Below are 22,067 nucleotides of genomic sequence, written 5' to 3' on the forward strand. Positions count from 1 at the left end.
GGTTATCCGGCGTAAACCGGCGAGATCGGGGGCGCTGCCCCCGTCGCGGCGGCGCCGCGACTCCCCCGGAATATTTCTGGCAAGATGAAGCGGCGGGGCGGCGGATCAGAATCCGAGCCGGTCGCGCAGGGCGAACCAGCTCATCGCTAGGCTGAGCAGCGGCGTGCGCAGGGCGGCGCCGCCGGGAAAGGGCGGGATCGGCAGGCGCGCCATGGTGTCGAACCCGGCGCTTTGCCCGGCGATGGCCAGCGCCATCAGCTGACCGGCTTGGGTGGCGGTGCCGAGGCCATGGCCGGAATAGCCCGAGGCCGAGAGGATGTCCGGCGCCAGCCGGGCGAAATAGGGCAGGCGTTTCATGGTGATCGCCAGGGTGCCGCCCCAGGCATGATCGATGCGCACATCTGCGAGATGCGGAAAGATCCTGGCCATCGGTGCCCGCACCTTGGCGGCGATGTCGCTGGGGAACCGGTCGCCATAGCTTTCACCGCCGCCGAACAGCAGCCGTTTGTCGGCGCTGAGGCGGAAGTAATTGACCACGAATTTACTGTCGGCAACGGCGACATCGCGGGTCAGGACCCGCGCCGCAGAATCGCCCAGCGGTTCGGTGGCAATGATGAAATTGTTGATCGGCAGGACCCGGGCGGCGGTCTGGCGGTGCAGGCCGGTGCCATAGCCATTGGTGGCCAGGATGACGTGATCGGCCAGCACATGGCCCTGGCCGGTCTGCACCTTGGCCGGGCTGCCGGGGCGGCCCGGGGTGAGGTGATGCACCTCGGCGCGTTCATGGATCTGGGCCCCGGCAGCGGCGGCGGCGCGGGCGAGGCCGCGGGCAAAGGCCAGCGGCTGCAGATGCGCCGCAGCCTGATCGAGGATGCCGCCGCAATAGGCGTCACTCGGGCACAGGGCCTGGCAGGCGGCGCGGTCGAGGATCTCGATCTGCTCATAGCCATGCTGCGTGGCCAGGTGTTCGGCCAGCCGGTGCAGATCCGCCACCTCGGCGGTGCTGCCGCCGGTCCAGGCGACCCCGGGTTTCAGATCGCAGTCGATGGCGTGATCCCGGATCAGTGACCTGACCAGGGATTTGGCGTCTTCGCCCAGATCCCAGAGCAGGCGGGCGGCATCCGCGCCGACCATTTTCGTCAGGCCAAGCTGGTCGATCCGCTGGCCGGAGCCGAGCTGACCGCCATTCCGTCCCGACGCGCCGAAGCCGACGCGCTGCGCCTCGAGCAGAATTGTGGTCAGCCCTTGCTGGGCACAATGCAGCGCCGCCGACAGCCCGGTGTAGCCGCCGCCAATGATGCAGACATCGGCGCGGGCGGCACCTTTGAGCGGCGCGAAGGCCGCCAGCGCCGGGGCGTCGGCGGCATACCAGCTGTCGGGATAATGTCCGGGCCGGTCGTTCAGATGCAGCAGGCGGTTCATACGTTCAGCAGAAGATGCTCACGCTCCCAGGGCGATATCACGCCGAGGAATTCCTCGTATTCGGTGCGTTTCACGATCGAATAGACCCGGCAGAACTCCGGTCCGAGGATCTCGGTCAGTGCCGTCGCCTGGTCAAACACATCCAGCGCCTCGCCCAGGGTGCGGGGGAAATCGCCTTCGCCCTCATAGGCGTCGCCGCGAAACTGCTTGCCGGCGCGTTCCTCATTGACCAGACCGAGATAGCCCGCCGCCAGCGAGGCGGCGATGCCGAGGTAGGGGTTGCAATCCATCCCGGCGACCCGGTTCTCCACCCGCCGCGCCTCGGTGTCCGAAATCGGCACCCGGATGCCGGTGGTGCGGTTGTCGCGCCCCCATTCCAGATTGATCGGGGCGGCGTGGTCTTTCACATAGCGGCGATAGGAATTCACATAGGGCGCCAGCAGCGGCATTGCGGCCGGCAGATGCTGCTGCAAACCGCCGATGAAGGTGAAGAAGGCATCGGTCTCGCCGCCCTGCGGACCGGTGAACAGGTTCTTGCCGGTTGCCAGGTCGATCACCGAATGATGGATATGCATGGCGCTGCCGGGTTCGTCGCCGATCGGTTTCGCCATGAAAGTGGCAAAGCAATCGTGGCGCAGCGCCGCCTCGCGGATCAGGCGTTTGAAGTAAAATACCTCATCCGCCAGTTTCACCGGATTGCCGTGGCGCAGGTTGATCTCCAGCTGTCCGGCGCCGCCCTCCTGGGTGATGCCATCAATCTCGAAGCCCTGCGCTTCGGCGAAATCATAGATGTCGTCGATCACCGGGCCGAACTCGTCCACGGCGGTCATCGAATAGGCCTGACGGGCGGCGGCGGGACGGCCGGAGCGGCCCATCATCGGCTCGATCGGCTTGGCCGGGTCGATGTTGCGCGCCACCAGGTAGAATTCCATCTCCGGCGCCACCACCGGCTTCCAGCCCTTGTCGGCATAAAGCTGGCACACCCGTTTCAGCACGTTGCGCGGCGCATAGGGGATCGCCTGACCCTTGCGGTCAAAAGCATCGTGGATCACCTGCACTGTCCAGTCGCCTGTCCATGGCGCCGCGGTGGCGGTGGTCATGTCAGGGCGCAGGATCATGTCAGGCTCGGTAAAGCCGTCCTTGCCCGCGGCTTCGCCCCAATCGCCGGTGATGGTCTGGAAAAAGATTGAATTGGGCAGGTGAAAATTCTGCTGGCGGGCAAATTTCGACGCTGGCACCGCCTTGCCCCGGGCAATGCCGGGCAGGTCGGCGATGATGCATTCGACCTCGTCCAGGCGGCGGCCTTCGAGATAGGCCCGGGCCGGGTCGGGCAGGGTGTCGGTCCAGTCGCTCATTCGGATGTCCCTTTGAAGACGGCGGCGAATCGGTCGGCCATCGCCTGTGCATCGACCGGCGCGGCAAGATCGGCCTCGGCCTGGGCCAGCAGATCCGACGGCACCACGCCGGGGCCGCGATGGCGGATCAACCCGGCCAGGGCCTGGGCGTTGTATTCCGGATGCGGCTGCAGGGTGAAAATCTTGTCGCCATAGGCAATGGCGGCATTGGCGCAGAATTCGCTGGAGGCGACGACCTGCCCACCCTCCGGCACCTCGGTCACCTGATCCTGATGCCAGGCGTTCAGCGGGATGGTCTGTCCGCCGAAATCATAGAGCTTGCGACCGACCGACCAGCCCCTGGCATATTTCTCGACCTTGCCCCCCAGCGCCTGGGCGATGATCTGATGGCCGAAACACACGCCGATCAGGGGCACGTCGGCGGCCTTGACCGCCCTGATGAAATCCTCGAGCGGCGGAATCCAGGGGTGGTCCTCATAGGCGCCGTGTTTCGAGCCTGTGATCAGCCAGCCGTCGCAGTCTTGCGGATCTCCGGGGATCACCCCGCCCTCGACATCATAGGATGTGAAGTCAAAGCCCTGACCGCCGAGCAGGCGTTCAAACATCACGTCATAATCGCCCTGTTCCCCCATCGACGGGTGGACATGGCCGGTTTGCAATATGCCGATTTTCATGGAGCACCGGTTGGTTGATGCGGCAAGCGTAACCAAGCGCGGGCGGGTCGACAAGGGGCTGAGGTGAGGGCGGCCGCAGCAGGCTGCCGCCCCCGGTCAGCGCATCGGGTCAGTTGGCGCCAAACACCCGGGCAAAGATCGTGTCGACATGTTTGGTGTGATAGCCAAGGTCGAACTTTTCCTCGATCTCGGCGGGAGACAGGGCGGCGGTGACCTCGGGGTCCTGCAGCAGCTCGGTCTTGAAATCGGCGCCCTGTTCCCAAACCTTCATCGCGTTGCGCTGCACCAGGCGATAGGAATCCTCGCGGCTGACACCGGCCTGGGTGAGCGCCAGAAGCACCCGTTGCGACATCACGAGGCCGCGGAATTTGTTCATGTTGGCCAGCATGTTGTCGGGATAGATTTTCAGGTTTTCGACGACCCCGGCCAGCCGGTTCAGGGCGAAATCCAGGTGGATCGTCGCGTCCGGGCCAATACCGCGTTCGACCGAAGAATGAGAAATGTCCCGCTCGTGCCAGAGTGCCACGTTTTCCAGCGCCGGTATCACCGCCGAGCGCACCAGCCGGGCCAGCCCGGTCAGGTTTTCGGTCAGCACCGGGTTGCGCTTGTGCGGCATCGCTGACGACCCCTTCTGACCCTTCGAGAAGAATTCCTCGGCTTCCAGCACCTCGGTGCGCTGCATGTGACGGATTTCGGTGGCAACGTTTTCGATCGAGCTGGCGATCACCCCGAGGGTGGCAAAGAACATGGCATGGCGATCGCGCGGGATCACCTGGGTGCTGACCGGCTCGGGCCGCAGGCCCAGCTTGGCGCAGACATGATCCTCGACCGCCGGGTCGATATTGGCGAAGGTGCCGACCGCGCCGGAAATCGCGCCGGTGGCAACCTCCCACCGGGCCTTTTCAAGCCGGTTCTTGTTGCGATCCATTTCCGCATAAAACCGGGCAAAGGTCAGCCCCATCGTTGTCGGCTCGGCGTGGATGCCGTGGCTGCGCCCGATGCGGACCGTGTCCTTATGCTCATAGGCGCGCTTTTTCAGCGCCACGAGCAAGCGGTCCATATCTGCCAGCAGCAGGTCGCAGGCCCGTACCAGCTGCACGTTGAACGTGGTGTCGAGCACATCGGATGAGGTCATGCCCTGATGCACGAACCGCGCCTCGTCGCTGCCGATATGTTCGGCCAGATGGGTGAGAAAGGCGATGACGTCATGTTTGGTCACCGCCTCGATCTCATCAATCCGGGCGACGTCGAATTCGACATCCTTGGCTTTCCACACCGCTTCGGCATTGGCGCGCGGGATCACCCCCAGATCGGCCTGGGCGTCGCAGGCATGCGCCTCGATCTCATACCAGATGCGGAATTTGGTGGCAGGGTCCCAGATGGCGACCATGTCGGGGCGGGAATAGCGGGGGATCATCGGCGGTTCCTTTACTCAGGCTCGCCCGGTCTTTACCCCCGGTGTGACGGCGCGACAAGGGAAGGGGCGCAGATGCCACGGCTGGCAGATTTTTCCGGCATCTGGCGGCTTCAGCGCCGGATCCGGCATGGCGACGGGACCAGCGGCCAGGCCGAGGGGCAGGTGGTCTTTGCGCCTGCGGGCGAGGGGCTGCGCCAGCACGAAACCGGCCTGCTGCGGATGAACGGGCCGGAGGGGCCGATGCCGCCACTGGCCTTTACCCGCGATTACCTCTGGTCCGAAGGCGCGGACGAGCTGATCGTCCGGTTTTCGGACGGCCGCGATTTCCACCACTTCGATGCGACGGGCGCAAAGGCCAGCGCGCATCATATCTGCCCGCCGGATGACTACCGCGTTGCCTATGATTTCAGCGCCTGGCCGGACTGGCGCGCGGTCTGGATGGTCAGCGGTCCGCAAAAATCTTATACAATGGATACTCTTTTCTACCGCGAGGGGGCGAAGGGCTTGCATCCTATGAACTGACGCCGCAAAACCTACGCGACACCAGCAACGAGGATGACCATGACCCAGGCGACGATGAAACCGGCGGTGATGAATTCACCGATGATAAACAAGGTTCTGACCGAAACCTTCGGCCCGACCGAGGGCAGCGCCCTGCGTATCAAACAAGCGATCCTGGTGGTTGCAGGCATTGCCCTGTTGACCCTGATGGCGCAGATCAAGATTGCCGTGCCGCCCTCGCCGGTGGCGATCAACATGGGCACTTTCGCGGTGCTCAGTATCGGTGCGGCCTATGGCGCCCGGCTCGGGCTGACCACGATCCTGGGCTATATGCTGATCGGCGTTCTTGGCTTTGACGTGTTCCAATCCTCGACCGCCGAGCTTTCGGGCATCGCCTATATGACCGGCTCGACCGGCGGTTATCTGGTTGGCTATGTGCTGGCCACCGGGGTGCTGGGCCTGCTGGCGCGGCGTGGCTGGGATCGGTCGGTGCTGTGGATGGCGCTGGCAATGCTGATCGGCAATCTGGTGCTCTATGTGCCGGGGCTGCTGTGGTTGGGCACGCTGCATGGCTGGGACAAACCGATCCTGGCCTGGGGGCTGACGCCCTTTGTCATTGGCGATGCCATGAAACTGGCGCTGGCGGCGCTGCTGCTGCCCGCCGTGTGGAAGCTGGTCGGGCGCGCCCGCGGCTGATCCAGCGGCCTGATCGAGGATTGAAACGCGGCCCCGAAACGGGCCGCGTTTTGCGTTACACCAGTTCGGTCTGCACGGTCGAGCTGCGCTCAAGCGTCCGGTGCACCGGGCATTTATCAGCGATTTCCAACAGCTTGGCCCGTTGTTCTGTGCTGAGATCGCCTTCCAGCCGGATCCGGCGGAGAAAGGTGTCGGCCTTGGCCTCGCCCTTGTCGGCGGCATCCTGGGCATGCACCTTGTCGTGACTGATATCGACCTGCACATGGGTCAGCGGCCAGCCCTTGCGCCGGGCATACATGCGGATCGTCATCGAGGTGCAGGCGCCCAGCCCGGCAGACAGGAACCCATAGGGCGACATGCCCCGGTTGGTGCCGCCGTAGCTTTCAGGTTCGTCTGCAATAACATGGTGATATGGACCATTGTTGATGTCTTGCATGAAGCCGTTCGGATCGACCTCCGACACCCGCAAGATGCCCTCGGGCGCCCCCGGTGGCGGCGCCGGGGCGGCCAGCGGCAGGTAGCGCAGCACCCAGGCGGAAATGACTTCGGCGACGTAATCGGCATCGGCGGGATTGCTGATCAGGTGATCGGCATCATCGAGGGTGACAAAGCTCTTGGGATGTTTTGCAGCGGTAAAGATCTGCGCGGCATTGTCGATCCCGACGACCTCATCGCGCGGCCCATGCAGAATCAGCAGCGCCCGGTGCAGCGCCTTGATCGCCGGTTCCAGATTGGCCATTTCGATGTCCTCAACGAAATCGCGGGTGATCGAAAAGGCGCGCGGACCCAGCTGCACCTCGGCCACGCCGTCCTGGCGAATCCGCTCCAGCGCCGCGCCGAAATTGTTTGCCACATGCGCCGGATCGAAGGGCGCGGCGATGGTCACCACCGCCTTGGCCGACGGGATATCGCCCGCCGCGCGCAGGATCGCGGCCCCGCCCAACGAATGGCCGATCAGCAGATCCGGTGGGGTGCCGAGGCTGTCCAGATGCCGGGCGGCGAATACCAGATCGCTGGCATTCGAGGTGAAATCGGTGTTGGCGAATTCGCCCCCAGAATGGCCCAGGCCGGTGAAATCAAACCGCAAAACCGCGATGCCCATACTGGCAAGGCGCTGTGAGATGCGGCGTGCGGCGGTGATGTCCTTGCCGCAGGTAAAGCAATGCGCAAACAGCGCGGTGGCCAGTCGCGGCCCGTCGGGCAGGTCCAGCCGCGCGTCGAGCAGGGCGCCGTCATGTCCGGCAAAGCTGAGGCGGGTGGTTGGCATGGCTCTCTCCTGAAATTTGTGCCCAGCCTGTGCCAGCCATGGCTGCGGGGCAAGGCAGTGCCGGGCAATGTCACGCAGAGTTGCACAGCTGCCGATCCGGGCGCAGAAAGAACGGATGGAACCGATCTTTCAATCCGCCTTGCCCTATAGCGAGGCCGACCGCCGCGCCCTGCCGGGGGTTGCGCCGCTCGACCCTGGCAACTGGTTGTTGCAGGACGATGCCTTTGCCGCGCAGATGGCGCTGCGGGCCCGGCTGATCGCCGAACGGCGGGGGGATGTGATCGCGCTGCTGCCCGAGGGGCAGGCGGCGGCACAGGAATTGCTGTCGACGGTGTTGGCGCAGCTGGCGGACGCGCGGGCCTATCGCGTCGGGAAAGCCGAGGTTCTGCGCCCCGATGCGGTGACTGTGGTCATCGATCGGGCCGATCCTCTGGCGACCCTGGGGCATCTGGTGCAGGAGGACCTGTGCCTGCTGCAGCGTCCCGACGAGGCGGCGGAGCATCTGCTGACCGGTGCGGTGCTGTGTTTCCCTTCGGCCTGGACCCTGGCGCAAAAGATCGGGCGACCGATGATGCGGATTCACGATCCGGTGCCGGACTATGATGCCGGGATCGGCAAGCGGGTGCAGCGGATGCTGGACGGGGTGCAGGCGGGGCGGCCATTGTGGCGCTTCAACTGGCTGCCGACCGATGACACCGCGCTGTTCCGTCCGATGCTGGAATATTCCGACAAGATCCGGCGCGCCGGGCTGCCTTATCTGCGCAGCGAACGGCAAACCCTCTGGCGCTTGCCGAAATCCGGGGCGGTGGTGTTCGGAATCCACACCTACCTGGTGCGGATTGACGATTTGTGAGGGATCAGAGCGGCAGCACCGCAACCGTGGCGATGGTGGCGGCAACCGCCTTGGTCAGCCCGAGGCCCATGAACGCGCCGGTCAGGGTCAGCGCCTGTGCGGTGAGGCGAAAGTTTTCGCCGCGCAGGACGTTATAGGTCAGCATCGCCGCGCCGACCGGCGGCGCAAAGACCGCGACCGAGGCATTCATCGTCCAGGTGGCGACCCGGCGCTCCATCGACACTTCGCGGTCGAGATTGGCGATCATCCCCTTGGGCAGTTCAACCTCGACGCGGAACACATCTTCCAGCGATTCGCTGCCGATCCTGGCCAGTTCAGGCAGCAACGGCGCGTCGCTCAGACCCGCCCAGGCCCGGGCCTGTCTGGCGGCTTTGATTTGGGCCTTGAACTGCACCATATCGATGGCGGTGCCACAGCGACGGTTGCGTTCGACCCCGGTCGCTTTGACACGGCGGGGCATGGCAATCGTCGGGCGGCTGGCGGTATTGGCGACGTTGGGGGGGGGCTTGTCCGTGGCGTTATCTGCGGGCATTTCTGCGGCGGCTTCGGGCCCCTCAACCTCGGCGGATTTCCAGCGGATCGGCGTGACCACCGCTTGGAACCGGGCCGAGGGCAGGATGGTGTCAGTGTCCAGCCATTGGAGGAACGGCGCGCCGGTGATTTCGATCCAGCCGTGCAGCACTTCGGCCAGCAGCGCGACCAGAGCCCCCTGATCGGCGAAGGGCAGAGCCTGATGCTGGCGCAGGCTGATCAGCAGGCGGAGGCTGGGGGTGATATGGCCAAGCAGCTTCGGCGCATCGGGATCGGCATGGTCGACCTCGTCAATGCGGGCTTCGATGCTGGCGATCGGGCTGACAAAGCGGATACGGTCATAGCCGGGTTCGACCTTCACATTGCCATTGGCGCCGAACAGGTCGAGGGCCTGTCGCGCCGGGCCTGCCAGGCGCGCGGCGTTGAACAGGGTTTCGTCAGTGAACAGCAGCGCTGCATCGATCTGTTTGGTGTTGGCAGACATGTGAGTCTCCGGTTCTTCCGCGTGATCAGGGATTTCTTTCCCCGTTGAGCCCAATGTCGCAGTCAATTGAGATGAAAATGGGAACGCAGATCCCTCAATTTTGCGGCATCGCGGAGTTTTCGGGGCAGGGTGCCCCATTCCGGCCCGGTTTGTCTTAGTCCCGCCTGAAATACCCCATGAAACGTGGACAATCTGGCGAAATCACCACTCTTGTTGACGGGCTCTCAAAGGCGCGTTTCGCCCGCAAGGGGGCAGAACCGGCGTGATTCTGACCTGTTTTCGCCGCATCCCGAGGCGCCAAAGAAAAAGGGCGCCCGCATGGGGCGCCCTTGATGCTGTCATTTTCTGCGCGATCAGCAGGAATAATACATCGCATATTCCACCGGGTGCGGTGTGTGCTCGTAGAGTTCCAGCTCTTCCATCTTCAACGCGATATAGCCCTCGATCTGGCTTTTGGTGAAAACGTCACCGGCCAGCAGGAAGTCCATGTCGGCCTCAAGCTCGGTCAGGGCCTCACGCAGCGACCCACAGACGGTCGGGATATCGGCCAGCTCTTCGGGCGGCAGGTCATAGAGGTTCTTGTCCATCGCCTCGCCGGGATCGATCTTGTTCCTGATCCCGTCCAGACCGGCCATCAGCAATGCGGCAAAGCACAGATAGGGGTTGGCGGAGGGATCGGGGAACCGGGCCTCGACGCGTTTGGCCTTGGGGCTTTCGGTCCAGGGGATCCGGACACAACCCGACCGGTTGCGGGCCGAATAAGCGCGCAGAACCGGTGCTTCGAAACCGGGGATCAGGCGTTTGTAGGAATTGGTGCCCGGGTTGGTAAAGGCATTCAGCGCCTTGGCATGTTTCAGGATGCCGCCGATGTAATACAGCGCCTCCTGCGACAGGTCGGCATATTTATCGCCTGCAAACAACGGCTTGCCGTCTTTCCAGATCGACATATTCACATGCATCCCGGTGCCGTTGTCGCCTTTGATCGGCTTGGGCATGAAGGTCGCCGATTTGCCATAGGCCTGAGCGACGTTGTGGATGATGTATTTGTATTTCTGCAGTTCGTCGGCCTGATGGGTCAGGCTGCCAAAGATCAGCCCCAGCTCGTGCTGGCACGACGCCACCTCATGGTGGTGCTTGTCGACCTTCATGCCGATACGTTTCATCGTCGACAGCATTTCGGCGCGGATGTCCTGGCCGTCATCGACCGGGTTGACCGGGAAATAGCCGCCCTTGACGCCGGGACGGTGGCCGGTGTTGCCCATCTCGTAATCGGTGTCGGTGTTCCAGGCCGCGTCCAGCGCGTCGACTTCAAACGAGACCTTGTTCATCGCCACAGAGTATTTGACGTCGTCGAACAGAAAGAATTCCGCTTCCGGGCCCATATAGGCGACATCGCCGATGCCTGAGGATTTCAGATAGGCCTCGGCTTTTTGCGCCGTGCCCCGCGGGTCACGGTCATAGGACTCGCCGGTGTCGGGCTCGACGACCGAGCAATGGATGCAGATCGTCTTTTCGGCATAGAACGGATCGACATAGGCGCTTTCGGAGTCGGGCATCAGTTTCATGTCCGAGGCTTCGATCGATTTCCAGCCTTCGATCGACGACCCGTCGAACATAAAGCCTTCTTCGAGGAAATCCTCGTCGACCAGATCGGAGCATACGGTGACGTGTTGCAGCTTGCCGCGCGGGTCGGTGAAACGAATGTCGACGTATTCCGCCTCTTCGTCCTTAATAAGATTGAGAACCTTGTTGCTCATTCCCTAAATCCCTTCGTTTTGGAAGTCCGTTAAAGCGCGTCCGAACCGGATTCACCGGTGCGGATGCGGACAGCTTGTTCGACCGACGAGACGAAGATCTTGCCATCGCCAATCTTTTCGGTCTTTGCGGCATCGATGATGGCCGCAATGGCCCCATCCACCTGGTCGTCATCGAGGACGACCTCGATTTTCACTTTCGGTAGGAAGTCGACCACATATTCAGCACCGCGATACAATTCGGTGTGCCCCTTTTGCCGTCCAAAGCCCTTAACCTCGATCACCGAGAGACCTTGAACGCCAACTTCCTGAAGCGCTTCTTTTACTTCATCAAGTTTGAAAGGCTTGATGATTGCTTCGATCTTTTTCATCGGAAACTCCTCCGCAGACCCGTCCGACCGCTGTCAGACCACTTTCACTCAGGGGCCACAATTGGCTATCGTCGTGACATCGGCAAGTCGGCTACGCCCGCAGGGGCCGCGACATTTTTTTGTGCGACTAGACTAAAAATTAGGCGAAATGAAAACATGGGGTCGAAATGCAGGAACTCCTGACGGCGGCGCAGATGCGGGCTCTGGAACAGGCGGCGATCGACAGCGGCGCGGTCTCCGGGCTCGAGCTGATGGAGCGGGCCGGGCAGGGCGTGGTCGCGGCGATTTTTGCGCAATGGCCTGATCTGGCGGGTGTGCCGGCGCGTGCCGTGGTGCTCTGCGGGCCGGGCAACAATGGCGGCGATGGTTTTGTGGTGGCGCGGCTGCTCAGCGGCTGGGGCTGGGAGGTGGCGGTCTATCTGGCCGCCAACCCGGAAAACCTGCCACCGGACGCGCGGGCGAATTATCAGCGCTGGTGCGAGATCGGGGCGGTGCAGGGCTTTCCCGAGGGCGGGCTTGCGCCGCAGCCCGGCGCGCTGATCGTCGATGCGCTGTTCGGCACCGGGCTGACCCGGCCGGTTGCGGCACCGCTGTTAGGGGCGCTGCGGGATAACAGCGCGCGCGTCGTCGCCGTCGATCTGCCTTCCGGCCTCTGCAGCGACAGCGGCAAGGTGCTGGGTACGGCGGCCGTTCGGGCGGATCTGACGGTCACTTTCGACAGCGCCAAGTTGGGTCATGTGCTTGGTCAAGGGCCGGAGCTCTGCGGCAAGCTGGTGATCAAGGATATCGGTCTGGGGATGAGGCCCGGGGCAATTGCCCCGGTGCGCCCCAATCCACCAGCGAAGCTGCTGGACCAAGACCGCCTGGGAAACCTGGCCAAACCCAACGGCCATAAATTCGCCCATGGTCATGCCCTGATCCTGTCTGGCGGCGCCGCTCGCAGCGGTGCCGCGCGGCTGGCGGCGCGCGGGGCGTTGCGGATCGGTGCCGGGTTGGTGACGCTGGGGGTGCCCGGATCGGCGCAGATGGAGGTCGCAGCGCAGATCACCGCGATCATGCTGCGCCGGGTCGACGATGCCGAGGCGCTGACGGCGGTGCTGGAGGATCGAAGGATCACCGCGCTCTGTCTTGGGCCGGGCTTGGGCATTGACCGGGCAGGGCCGTTGATCGCGGCGGCCCTCAACGCGGCCAGCGCGCCCGCTGTCGTGTTGGACGCCGACGCGTTGAGCGCCATCGCGCAGGAGCGGGCGCTGTTCCGGCACCTGACCGCGCGTTGTGTCCTGACCCCGCATGCGGGTGAATTCGCGCGCCTGTTTCCCGACATCGCGGCGCGGCTGACTCAGGTGCCGGACAGCGGCCCGGCGTTTTCCAAGGTCGATGCCACCCGCGCGGCGGCGGCGCGGGCGGGCTGCGTGGTGCTGTTCAAGGGCGCGGATACAGTGATCGCCGCGCCGGACGGGCGCTGTGCGGTCAACTCTGCCGCCTATGCGCGGGCGGTGCCCTGGCTGGCAACCGCCGGGGCCGGCGATGTTCTGGCCGGGTTCGTCGCCGGATTGCTGGCGCGGGGCTGGGATCCGTTTCGCGCCGCCTGCGACGCGGCCTGGTTGCATGTGGGCTGTGCAAAGGCGTTTGGCCCGGGGTTGATCGCCGAGGATCTGCCCGAGGTGCTGCCGCAGGTGCTGCGCGAGGTGATCGGCTGAGGCGCGGCAGAAACCAGCGCCGCCAAAGGAAAAAGGCCGCCCCGGTGGGCAGCCCTTTTCCTTTTCTCTCAACTTGTATGGAAGGCTCAGGTTATATGGAAGGCTCAGGCGTCCTCGGTCACGCGGGCCTCGGCTTCCAGCTCCATGCCGCCAGCGTAGATCACGTGATCGGCGTCGAATTCCAGTTCGTAGACCGTCAGCTCGACCTCGCCCAGGGCGCGGACATATTGGCCGTCAACCAGGCGGGAAATCGGAACCAGCGCTTGTTTTTCACCAAACAGTGCCTCGGCGCGCCAGTCGCGGACCAGAACCTTTTGGTCGGCGGGCAGCACCATGTCGGCGTCGGGACGGGTATGGCCCAGCGATCCGGCAGCGATCGAGATGGCGGCGGTGCGGGTCTTGTGGGTGCGGATGTTGCGGATCACGGCCATGCCGCTGTCCCGGGTGATCACCCGATCACCGGTGTTCAGGAATTCGACCGGCAGCTCACCGTCCAGCGTCAGCACCTTGGTGCCAGCCACAAAGCCGTTGATCGTCGCCCGGGGCGTCGCGTTGTCGTTGATGTGTTTGACAGTGATCGGTTTCATGATCGTGTTCCTGTTTGCCTGGCTCGTTTTTGACGTCAGAATATGGCGGAAATTGGCCGTCAACCAGATCAATGCGGGGCATTCGTGCGAAATCGCGCCGTCCTGTGCCCCATTTGCCGGCCTTTCCCGGCCTCCGGGTCTGGATGTCGGGAATGTCGAAACATTCAGTAAATGTTGGGGCGTTCCGTGGTGGCGCATGGCCTGCGGGGGGCGCCACCGGGCAAATCGACCGGCAATTTCCCTCTCGCCAGCTTCCTCGGGCTTTGCTAGATAGCGCGAACCTGTCAGCGTAGTTTCGCGGTGGCAGGGATGCGGGTGTGGCGGAATTGGTAGACGCACCAGATTTAGGTTCTGGCGCCTTTGGCGTGGGGGTTCGAGTCCCTTCACCCGCACCACGGTCTTTCTACAAGGATGTCGTCAGGCTTTGCCAGATGGCGGCTGCGGCAGGGGTGCCGTGGAAACGGCGAGCGTCTGCGCGGTGCGAATATTCTCGGCCCAGGCGGTCATCGGATGAGATTGACCAGCCGAGCATTGGATATGCCGCATTGCCGCCGCGTTCCCGTTCGCGTCCCCCATGAAACGCGGGATTTCGCCTTGCAAGACAGCAACGCCGCTCATAGAAGTGCCACTGATTTTGGCCCCGCGTCTGTGCGGCGCCCGACCGGTTTGAAAAGGACGACAGAGGATGCAGGTCACCGAGACCCTGAACGAAGGCCTGAAACGTGGCTACCAGATCACCCTGAGCGCAGGGGAACTGGACGCCAAGGTGAATGGCAAACTGGCCGAAGCGCAGCCCGAGATCGAGATGAAGGGCTTTCGCAAGGGCAAGGTTCCGATGGCCCTGCTGAAAAAGCAGTTTGGTGCCCGGATGATCGGCGAAGCGATGCAAGAAGCCATCGACGGCGCCATGTCCGAACATTTCGAAGCCAGCGGTGACCGCCCGGCCCAGCAGCCCGAAATCAAGATGCAGGGCGGCGAAGACTGGAAAGAGGGCGACGACGTCGTGGTCGACATGACCTATGAGGCGCTGCCTGCGATCCCCGAGGTTGACCTCACCGACATCGCCCTGGAACGCATGGTGGTGAAGGCCGAGGATGCGGCGGTTCTGGAAGCCCTGGAAAACCTGGCCGAAAGCGCACAGGATTTCGAAGCCAAGACAACCGAGTCGACAGACGGCGATCAGGTGGTGTTCGATTTCGTCGGCAAGGTCGACGGCGAAGCCTTTGAGGGCGGATCGGCCGAGGATTATCCGCTGGTCTTGGGCTCAGGTCAGTTCATTCCCGGTTTCGAGGAACAGCTTGTCGGCGTCAAAGCCGGTGACGAAAAAGCTGTGACGGTGACGTTCCCCGCTGATTACCAGGCCGAAAACCTGAAGGGCAAAGAGGCGACCTTTGATTGCGTCATCAAAGAAGTGAAGGCGCCGAAGAAGGCCGAGGTCAACGATGATCTGGCGACCAAATACGGCGCCGAGTCGCTGGATGCGCTGAAAGCGCAGATCGGTGAGCGGCTCGAGGCCGAATATGTGCAGGCCGCGCGCGCGGTGATGAAGCGCGCCCTGCTGGATGCGCTGGACAACAAGGTCAACTTTGAGCTGCCGCCGAGCCTGCTTGAGGCCGAGGCCAGCCAGATCGCGCATCAGCTCTGGCACGAGGAAAACCCCGACGTCCAGGATCACAACCACGACAGCATCGAAACCACCGACGAGCACAGGAAACTGGCCGAACGCCGGGTGCGTCTGGGCCTGTTGCTGGCCGAGCTTGGCCAAAAGGCCGAGGTCGAGGTGACCGATGCGGAGATGACCCAGGCGATGATGAATCAGGCGCGGCAATATCCGGGACAGGAACGCGAATTCTTTGAATTCGTGCAGAACAACCCGCAGATGCAGCAACAGATGCGCGCCCCGATCTTTGAAGACAAGGTCATCGATTACGTCGTCGAGCTGGCCCAGGTGACGGAAAAGACCGTCAGCAAAGAAGAGTTGCAACAAGCCATCGAGGCGCTCGACGAAGAATAAGGGCGGCCCCTCGGGCTGTCATTTCACACCAAAGGGCCGCTCGGATCGAGCGGCCCTTTTGCTTTGGCGCCAATGGATTGTTGGTGCCTGTTCAATCCGTCAGCGCATGAAAAAGGGCCGCCCCACAGAGGTGGAGCGGCCCTGATTTCTGTCGGCGAGACGATCAGTCGTTGTCGTCGTCGCTGTCCGCTTGCGGGCGGGCCGGAGCATCGTCGTCGTCGTCCGACGCGGCTGCGCCGATGTCGTCGAACAATTCCGAGATTTCGAATTCGGCCTGGGCCTCTTCCTCGGCGGCGAGTTCCTGGATCGACTTGCCCGAGGCCTGAATTTCAGCCTCTTCCGGCGAACGTGCGACGTTCAGGGTGATCACCACATCGACCTCGGGATGCAGGGTGATATGCACCGCATGCAGGCCCAGTTCTTTGATCGGGTCCGGAATGACCACTTGCTTGCGGGCAACGGTAAAGCCCTCTGCAGCGGCGACGTCGGCGGCGTCACGCGGGGTGACGGAGCCATAGAGATTGCCGCCGTCCGAGGCCGACCGAATCACGACGAATTGCTGTCCGTCGAGCTTTTCAGCAAGGGCTTCGGCCTCTTTCTTGGTTTCCAGATTACGCGCTTCAAGCTGCGCTTTCTGAACCTCAAAGGCGGCGATGTTCTCTTTCGAGGCGGACAGGGCTTTGCCCTGCAACAGCAGGTAGTTGCGCGCGTAGCCCGCCTTAACGGAAACCACATCGCCCATCTGGCCCAGCTTGGCCACGCGTTCAAGAAGGATAACGTCCATGTGTCAGCTCCTCAGTTGACCGCGTAGGGCAGCAGGGCGAGGAAGCGCGCGCGTTTGATTGCACGGGACAATTCGCGTTGCTTCTTGGCCGAAACGGCGGTGATGCGCGACGGCACGATCTTGCCGCGTTCGCTGACATAGCGTTGCAGCAGGCGGGTGTCCTTATAGTCGATCTTGGGTGCGTTATCACCCGAGAAGGGACAGACCTTGCGGCGACGGAAAAATGGTTTGGTAGCCATATCTTATGTTCCTTTCTTCAGGCTTGGGATCAACGGCGCTCGCGACGGCGATCGTCGCGTTCGTCACGTTTCTGCATCTGGATGGACGGACCTTCGGCGTGCTCATCGACCTTGATGGTCAGCACCCGCATCACGTCGTCATGCAGCCGCATCAGCCGTTCCATTTCCTGAACTGCCGGCGCCGGGGCGTCGGAGCGCAGATAGGCGTAATGGCCCTTGCGGTTCTTGTTGATCTTGTAGGCCATCGTCTTGACGCCCCAATACTCGTGATCCACGAGCTTCCCGCCATTGTCGGACAGGACGGCAGCAAAATGTTCGATCAGACCTTCAGCCTGCGCGTTGGAAAGATCCTGGCGCGAGATGAATACATGCTCATAAAGCGGCATGTGCACTCCATTTCTATCAAGGCGCATTTCATAGACGGGCCATTTGCGCCCCTGCCGGCCGGTCACGAGAGACTGCGCGGTTCATGCATGGTGCAGGGGCGGCGTCCGCATAGCCCGGAACCGGCAGCGGCGCAAGGGCGCGACGGGTCAATCGACGCGCCTCAATGCCAAAGCACAAGGTGACGACACGCGCCGGGGGCGCCGGGTCGGGCAGGTTGGCGCCGATGCCGTCGCTGATGGTCAGGCGAAACGGAAACGACAGCGGCCGGGTCTGGCCCTGCAGGGATAATGTGCCCTCGGCCTCTTGCCCATCCAGCATAGGGATGGCTGGCGTCAAAGACCGCCGTCGGGTGGCCGCGACGGGCAAAGAAATCCGGCCCCGGCGCCGGGGCGGTTGCGGCGGGTCATGGCCCGGTTTCTGCTGGCGCGGACAATGTAGCCGGTGGCGTGGTCCGGTTCCGCTTGCAGGCGGTGGCTTGCGGCTTTGCGCGGGGCATCGCGATGGACAGTGCCGCTCGGGCGCGCTATCCCCGGGCCCCAAGGGCCGAATGCAGGCCCGGCAGCGACGGAGGGGGCAGAATGAGCCGCGCATTTGTATTTCCCGGGCAGGGCGCCCAGACCATCGGCATGGGCCAGGCGCTGGCCGCAACCTATCCGGCCGCCAAGGCGGTGTTCGACGAGGTCGACGCGGCACTTGGCGAGAAACTCTCGACCCTGATCTGGGAGGGCGAGCAGGAGGCGCTGACCCTGACCCGCAACGCGCAGCCGGCGCTGATGGCGACCTCTCTGGCGGCGTTCCGGGCGCTGGAATCCGAAGGCGTGAAGATCACCGATGCCGCCTGTGTCGCCGGTCATTCGCTGGGCGAATATTCGGCGCTGGCGGCTGCGGGAGCGCTCAGCGTCACCGATGCCGCCCGGCTGCTGCGGATTCGCGGCGACGCGATGCAGAGCGCGGTGCCGGTGGGTCAGGGCGCGATGGCGGCGCTGCTGGGGCTTGATTTCGCCACCGCCGTCGAAATTGCCGAAGCGGCGGCCGAGGGCGATGTCTGTCAGGCTGCCAATGACAACGATCCGGGCCAGGTGGTGGTGTCGGGCAGCAAGGCGGCGGTCGAACGCGCGGTGGAGATCGCCAAGGCCAGGGGCGCCAAGCGGGCGATGCTGCTGCCGGTCAGCGCCCCGTTCCATTGCGCCCTGATGGAACCGGCGGCGCAGGCGATGGCCCAGGCCCTGGACGATGTCGAATTGCAGCGCCCAGCGGTGCCGGTGATCGCCAATGTCGAGGCCGGTCCGGTCAGCGATCCGGAAACCCTGCGCTCACTGCTGGTCGAGCAGGTCACCGGATCGGTGCGTTGGCGTGAAAGCGTGATGTGGATGGCCGCCCACGAGGTCAGCGAGATCTGGGAAATCGGTGCCGGCAAGGCGCTGTCGGGGATGATCCGCCGCATCGCGCGCGAGATTGAATGTCGCGCCGTCGGCACCCCGGATCAGGTGGCCGCGGCGGCGGCAAGCCTGAAGGGCTGAGTCGGGTCGGGCTGAGTCGGATTGGGCTGGGCCCGGTGCGGCTGAGTCGGACAGGGTAGAAATTTGGCGACGTGGCCGGGGGTTTTGCACCCCCGGACCCCCGCAGGATATTTTTGACCAGAGGAAGCAGGCGGACCTTGGTCCGGGATGGAGAGCGAGATGTTTGATCTGAGCGGCAAGACCGCACTTGTGACCGGGGCCTCCGGTGGAATTGGTGGCGCGATTGCCAGGGCGCTGCATGGTGCCGGGGCCAGCGTCGGCCTGTCGGGCACGCGGCTGGAGCCGCTGGAGGCGCTGGCCGTCGAACTCGGCGAGCGAGCGCATGTGCTGCCCTGCAACCTCAGCGATGCGGCGGCGGTCGAGGCGCTGCCGAAACAGGCCGTCGAGGCTATGGGATCGGTCGATGTGCTGGTCAACAACGCCGGGATCACCCGCGATCAGATTTTCATGCGGATGAGCGATGAGGATTGGCAGAGCGTCATCGAGGTCAACCTGACCTCGACAATGCGGCTGTGCCGGGCGGTGATGCGGCCCATGATGAAGGCGCGATGGGGCCGGATCGTCAATATCTCGTCGATCGTCGGCGCCACCGGCAATCCGGGCCAAGCGAATTACGCAGCGTCAAAGGCCGGGCTGGTCGGGATGTCGAAAAGCATCGCCTATGAGGTCGCCAGCCGCGGCATCACGGTGAATTGCGTGGCGCCCGGGTTCGTCGCCACGGCGATGACCGACAAGCTGAACGACGATCAAAAGACCGCGATTCTGGGCCAGGTGCCCGCGGGGCGGATGGGCGAGCCGGGCGAGATTGCCGCGGCGGTGCTGTATCTGGCCAGTCCCGAGGCGGGCTATGTCACCGGCGCCACCCTGCATGTGAACGGCGGCATGGCGATGCTTTGAGTCGAGACGCTGAAACCGCCGGTTGCATTCGGGCAGCGAAAGCGTTTGCCTCCTTTGCGCCATATGCTATAGGCGGCTGATATTTCGCCGGGGGTTCCAGGACACCAGGCACCCGCAGCCGCGGGATCGAGCCGCCCACATGGGCATGACGAGCACGACCCCGCTGGGGCGAGGGCAGAACCGGGCCAATGCGCCCAAGACGTGAGGAAGTATCATGAGCGATGTCGCAGACCGGGTGAAAAAGATCGTTGTCGACCATCTGGGTGTGGAAGAGGATAAGGTTGCTGAGAATGCGTCGTTCATCGACGATCTCGGCGCTGACAGCCTTGACACTGTCGAACTGGTGATGGCGTTCGAGGAAGAATTCGGGATCGAAATCCCCGATGACGCCGCCGAAAACATCCAGACCTTTGGCGACGCCGTGAAATTCATCACCGAAGCCTCCTGAGCCAGCGCTTTCGCGCAGCATCAGGCTGATTGATTGACAAGGCCCCTGCCGGAAACGGCGGGGGCCTTTGCGATTCCGTCTGGCCTGTCGGGCCAGGATCAGCGCAGCGCGTCGGTGCGGTAGAGTTTCACGCTGAGCCCGCCATGCGGCACCGGCGGCCCGATCTCGGCGAAATTCAGCCCGGTGGCCTTGGCCAGCCCGCCATCGCTGGTCACCATCCCCAGGCGCCAGCCACGGAAATGGTCGCGCAGCACCTGGCCGAGGCTGCCGTAGAGGCCGAACAGCAGGTTGCGATTGCCGATCCGGTCGCCATAGGGCGGGTTGACCATGATCAGCCCCGGCGCGCCTTCGGGGCGGGTCAACGCGCTGATTGGTTGACAGGCAAACTGGGTCAGCGCCGCCACCCCGGCGCGTTCGGCATTTTCTGTCGCCATGCGGATCGCGCCCTGATCGCGATCCCGGCCATAAAAGGTCAGGCCCGGGGTGCCGGGACGCGCCGCGTCCGCGCGCAGACCCTGCCAGGCGGTGGCATCAAACCCGGCGAGCTGCTCAAAGGCAAAACCGCGGGACCGCCCCGGCGCCAGCCCGGCGGCGATTTCCGCGGCCTCGATCGGAAAGGTGCCGGAGCCGCACATCGGGTCGAGCACCGGCTCGGAGCCGTCATAGCCGCATTGGCGCAGGAACAGCGCTGCCATGCTTTCCCGGATCGGGGCCTTGCCCACCGCCAGTTTGTGCCCACGCCGGTGCAGCGGCTCACCGGAGGTGTCGATGGAAATGGTGCAGAGGTCATCCTCGATCCGCACCCGAACCAGCAGCCCGGTGCCAGCCTCGGTCGCGCGCGGCGCGCCGAGGGTTTCAGTGATGGCCCGCGCCACCCGCTGGGTCGCGGCCCCGGCGTGATAAATGCGCGATTTTCGGCAGGTGGTTTCGATCCTGACTGCCACATCCGGGCGCAGGATCGCCGCCCAGTCCAGCCGCCGGGCGCGTTTGTCGAGCTGCGCCAGATGCAGCGCCCGAAAGCTGGCAATATGCCACAACACCCGCGTGGCACCGCGCAGCCAGAGATTGGCCTGTTGCACCTCGGCCCAGCCGCCATCGGTTTCAACGCCGCCCGCGACGATGCTGACGCCGGTCAGGCCCAGCTCGCGCGCCTCTTCGGCCAGCACCGCCTCGAGCCCTGGCGGCGCCGCCAGGAACAGCCCTCCGGGCGCGCCCTCAGGGGGCGATGAGATGGACATCGGGGATGCGTTCGATGGCAAAGACGTCTTCTTCGTATTGCTCGGTCAGGAAATCGACATAGGCCTCGTCCCAGCCGGGCAGGTCGAGCTCTTCTTCGATTTCCTCTTCAATCGCGAATTTGTCGAGGAAGGCGGCGATCACCCGGCGTTTCTGCCGTTCGGTCATCACCGGATGCGAATGCAGATAGGCGCGGAACCGCTGCATGCCCTCGCGGCTCATGATTTCGGAGAGCAGGTCAAAGCCGCCGGTGATCTTGGTGCCATGTTCGAGCCCGGCCACCTCGCGAATCACCGAACCCCAGATCAGCGGCGTATCCTCGTTGCACCAGACCACGATTTCCACATCCGGGTGGGCGGCGCGCAGGCGCCGGATCAATTCCGACCAGCGCAGTTGCGTCGGGTCGGTGCCGTCGAGAAAGCTCAGGAATTCCTCCTGCGGGCTCTGCGCGAACAGCGCCGGCAGAAAACTGGCCGGATTGCGGATGCCGAGGCAGAGAGTCAGCTGATCGCCGGCGAACAATTGCTCGAATTCCGCGATCCGAACCTCGGCGCGCGGATAGAACATGCCTTCGCTGACCGCCAGTTTCGGCACGCAAAAGAAATTCTCGCTCGACAGCAGCACCCGCTGGGCGCCGTCCTGTTCGACGATCTGGTCCAGCAGGATGTCACGGGCATTGACCGCGGGCGGGCCCTTGGCCAGCGCCTGCACCGCGTCGCGCAGCAGGCGGCGATAGCGCGATGGCCCCGGCACGGCGATGCCCTGCGGCAGGAACAGGTGCTTGTTCTTCAGCAGGCATTTCATCAGCCGGTCTTCGTCGGTGCAATGCGCGCCTGCGTGCAGGACGATTTCCATTTCGGCCGTTTCCCTCATGCTCGGTCTCTGGTTCTATATCGCGGCGCGGCTGGACAGTAAAAGCGGTTTGCGGCA

General features: G+C 63.9%; 23 protein-coding genes and 1 tRNA gene. 9 read left to right on the forward strand and 15 right to left on the reverse strand.

Annotated elements, in window-relative coordinates:
• Nucleotides 1-105: 105 nt before the first annotated feature.
• The 4 genes from P1U48_RS04760 to purB form a co-directional block, all read right to left on the reverse strand.
• Nucleotides 106-1,422, reverse strand: a complete 1,317-nt coding sequence (locus P1U48_RS04760; protein WP_301067717.1) for an FAD-binding oxidoreductase — start codon at nt 1,420-1,422, stop codon at nt 106-108.
• On the reverse strand, nt 1,419-2,777 hold the full coding sequence (locus P1U48_RS04765) for a glutamine synthetase family protein (protein ID WP_301067718.1): 1,359 nt from the start codon (nt 2,775-2,777) through the stop codon (nt 1,419-1,421). The genes P1U48_RS04760 and P1U48_RS04765 overlap by 4 nt, the downstream gene beginning before the upstream one ends.
• On the reverse strand, nt 2,774-3,451 hold the full coding sequence (locus P1U48_RS04770) for a type 1 glutamine amidotransferase (protein WP_301067719.1): 678 nt from the start codon (nt 3,449-3,451) through the stop codon (nt 2,774-2,776). Before P1U48_RS04770 ends, P1U48_RS04765 begins: the two co-directional genes overlap by 4 nt.
• Before the next feature lie 109 nt (nt 3,452-3,560).
• On the reverse strand, nt 3,561-4,868 hold the full coding sequence (purB, locus tag P1U48_RS04775; protein ID WP_301067721.1) for an adenylosuccinate lyase: 1,308 nt from the start codon (nt 4,866-4,868) through the stop codon (nt 3,561-3,563).
• Nucleotides 4,869-4,940: 72 nt separating this feature from the next.
• Here purB and P1U48_RS04780 point away from each other — a divergent pair, with 72 nt between their 5' ends.
• Both P1U48_RS04780 and P1U48_RS04785 read left to right on the forward strand, forming a co-directional pair.
• The gene (locus P1U48_RS04780) at nt 4,941-5,390 is read left to right on the forward strand and encodes a DUF6314 family protein (RefSeq protein WP_301067723.1); all 450 of its coding nucleotides are present in this window, start codon (nt 4,941-4,943) and stop codon (nt 5,388-5,390) included.
• A gap of 39 nt (nt 5,391-5,429) precedes the next feature.
• On the forward strand, nt 5,430-6,065 hold the full coding sequence (locus P1U48_RS04785; RefSeq protein ID WP_301067903.1) for a biotin transporter BioY: 636 nt from the start codon (nt 5,430-5,432) through the stop codon (nt 6,063-6,065).
• 55 nt (nt 6,066-6,120) lie between these two features.
• On the opposite strand, the gene P1U48_RS04790 is transcribed toward P1U48_RS04785, so the two are convergent.
• Nucleotides 6,121-7,332, reverse strand: coding sequence for an alpha/beta fold hydrolase (locus P1U48_RS04790; protein WP_301067725.1), 1,212 nt, complete (start codon nt 7,330-7,332; stop codon nt 6,121-6,123).
• A gap of 67 nt (nt 7,333-7,399) precedes the next feature.
• Between P1U48_RS04790 and P1U48_RS04795 the strand changes: the two genes are divergently transcribed.
• Entirely contained in the window at nt 7,400-8,185 is a 786-nt protein-coding gene (locus tag P1U48_RS04795) for a DUF3445 domain-containing protein (RefSeq protein WP_301067727.1), read from the forward strand.
• A gap of 4 nt (nt 8,186-8,189) precedes the next feature.
• Here P1U48_RS04795 and P1U48_RS04800 read toward each other — a convergent pair whose 3' ends face one another.
• The 3 genes from P1U48_RS04800 to P1U48_RS04810 form a co-directional block, all read right to left on the reverse strand.
• Nucleotides 8,190-9,200, reverse strand: coding sequence for a hypothetical protein (locus tag P1U48_RS04800; protein WP_301067729.1), 1,011 nt, complete (start codon nt 9,198-9,200; stop codon nt 8,190-8,192).
• A gap of 353 nt (nt 9,201-9,553) precedes the next feature.
• Nucleotides 9,554-10,957 carry a type I glutamate--ammonia ligase gene (gene glnA / locus P1U48_RS04805; protein WP_301067731.1) on the reverse strand — a complete coding sequence of 468 codons (1,404 nt, stop codon included), beginning with the start codon at nt 10,955-10,957 and terminating at the stop codon, nt 9,554-9,556.
• A 29-nt stretch (nt 10,958-10,986) separates the two neighbouring features.
• On the reverse strand, nt 10,987-11,325 hold the full coding sequence (locus P1U48_RS04810; protein WP_301067733.1) for a P-II family nitrogen regulator: 339 nt from the start codon (nt 11,323-11,325) through the stop codon (nt 10,987-10,989).
• A 167-nt stretch (nt 11,326-11,492) separates the two neighbouring features.
• On the opposite strand from P1U48_RS04810, the gene P1U48_RS04815 reads away from it, so the two are divergent.
• Nucleotides 11,493-13,025 (forward strand): NAD(P)H-hydrate dehydratase, encoded by a 1,533-nt coding sequence (locus P1U48_RS04815; protein WP_301067735.1) that lies wholly within the window; start codon nt 11,493-11,495, stop codon nt 13,023-13,025.
• Nucleotides 13,026-13,129: 104 nt separating this feature from the next.
• Here P1U48_RS04815 and P1U48_RS04820 read toward each other — a convergent pair whose 3' ends face one another.
• Nucleotides 13,130-13,612: a Hint domain-containing protein gene (locus P1U48_RS04820; protein WP_301067737.1), complete on the reverse strand. Its 483-nt coding sequence runs from the start codon at nt 13,610-13,612 to the stop codon at nt 13,130-13,132.
• A 311-nt stretch (nt 13,613-13,923) separates the two neighbouring features.
• Between P1U48_RS04820 and P1U48_RS04825 the strand changes: the two genes are divergently transcribed.
• Both P1U48_RS04825 and tig read left to right on the forward strand, forming a co-directional pair.
• Nucleotides 13,924-14,007, forward strand: a tRNA-Leu gene (locus P1U48_RS04825).
• A 290-nt stretch (nt 14,008-14,297) separates the two neighbouring features.
• Nucleotides 14,298-15,626 (forward strand): trigger factor, encoded by a 1,329-nt coding sequence (gene tig / locus P1U48_RS04830; protein WP_301067738.1) that lies wholly within the window; start codon nt 14,298-14,300, stop codon nt 15,624-15,626.
• A gap of 163 nt (nt 15,627-15,789) precedes the next feature.
• On the opposite strand, the gene rplI is transcribed toward tig, so the two are convergent.
• Genes rplI through P1U48_RS04850 form a run of 4 tightly spaced genes read right to left on the reverse strand, consistent with a single transcriptional unit; the run spans nt 15,790 to nt 17,354 of the window.
• A complete protein-coding gene (gene rplI, locus P1U48_RS04835; protein ID WP_301067739.1) occupies nt 15,790-16,410 on the reverse strand; it encodes a 50S ribosomal protein L9 in 621 nt (206 codons plus the stop codon).
• An 11-nt stretch (nt 16,411-16,421) separates the two neighbouring features.
• Nucleotides 16,422-16,649: a 30S ribosomal protein S18 gene (rpsR, locus tag P1U48_RS04840; RefSeq protein WP_301067740.1), complete on the reverse strand. Its 228-nt coding sequence runs from the start codon at nt 16,647-16,649 to the stop codon at nt 16,422-16,424.
• Between the two features lie 29 nt (nt 16,650-16,678).
• Nucleotides 16,679-17,035, reverse strand: a complete 357-nt coding sequence (gene rpsF / locus P1U48_RS04845) for a 30S ribosomal protein S6 (protein WP_301067741.1) — start codon at nt 17,033-17,035, stop codon at nt 16,679-16,681.
• A gap of 28 nt (nt 17,036-17,063) precedes the next feature.
• Entirely contained in the window at nt 17,064-17,354 is a 291-nt protein-coding gene (locus P1U48_RS04850) for a hypothetical protein (RefSeq protein ID WP_301067742.1), read from the reverse strand.
• A gap of 260 nt (nt 17,355-17,614) precedes the next feature.
• On the opposite strand from P1U48_RS04850, the gene fabD reads away from it, so the two are divergent.
• The 3 genes from fabD (at nt 17,615) to P1U48_RS04865 (ending at nt 19,901) form a co-directional block, all read left to right on the forward strand.
• Nucleotides 17,615-18,556, forward strand: coding sequence for an ACP S-malonyltransferase (fabD, locus tag P1U48_RS04855; RefSeq protein ID WP_301067743.1), 942 nt, complete (start codon nt 17,615-17,617; stop codon nt 18,554-18,556).
• Between the two features lie 159 nt (nt 18,557-18,715).
• Entirely contained in the window at nt 18,716-19,453 is a 738-nt protein-coding gene (gene fabG / locus P1U48_RS04860) for a 3-oxoacyl-ACP reductase FabG (protein ID WP_301067744.1), read from the forward strand.
• Between the two features lie 214 nt (nt 19,454-19,667).
• On the forward strand, nt 19,668-19,901 hold the full coding sequence (locus P1U48_RS04865) for an acyl carrier protein (RefSeq protein ID WP_301067745.1): 234 nt from the start codon (nt 19,668-19,670) through the stop codon (nt 19,899-19,901).
• 98 nt (nt 19,902-19,999) lie between these two features.
• On the opposite strand, the gene P1U48_RS04870 is transcribed toward P1U48_RS04865, so the two are convergent.
• Nucleotides 20,000-21,139, reverse strand: coding sequence for a class I SAM-dependent RNA methyltransferase (locus P1U48_RS04870; protein WP_301067746.1), 1,140 nt, complete (start codon nt 21,137-21,139; stop codon nt 20,000-20,002).
• Nucleotides 21,117-22,010 (reverse strand): hypothetical protein, encoded by an 894-nt coding sequence (locus P1U48_RS04875; RefSeq protein WP_301067747.1) that lies wholly within the window; start codon nt 22,008-22,010, stop codon nt 21,117-21,119. Before P1U48_RS04875 ends, P1U48_RS04870 begins: the two co-directional genes overlap by 23 nt.
• Between the last annotated feature and the right edge of the window lie 57 nt (nt 22,011-22,067).

Source organism: Pseudooceanicola sp., assembly GCF_029213205.1.
In the GTDB taxonomy this organism is placed as follows: Bacteria; Pseudomonadota; Alphaproteobacteria; order Rhodobacterales; family Rhodobacteraceae; genus Pseudooceanicola.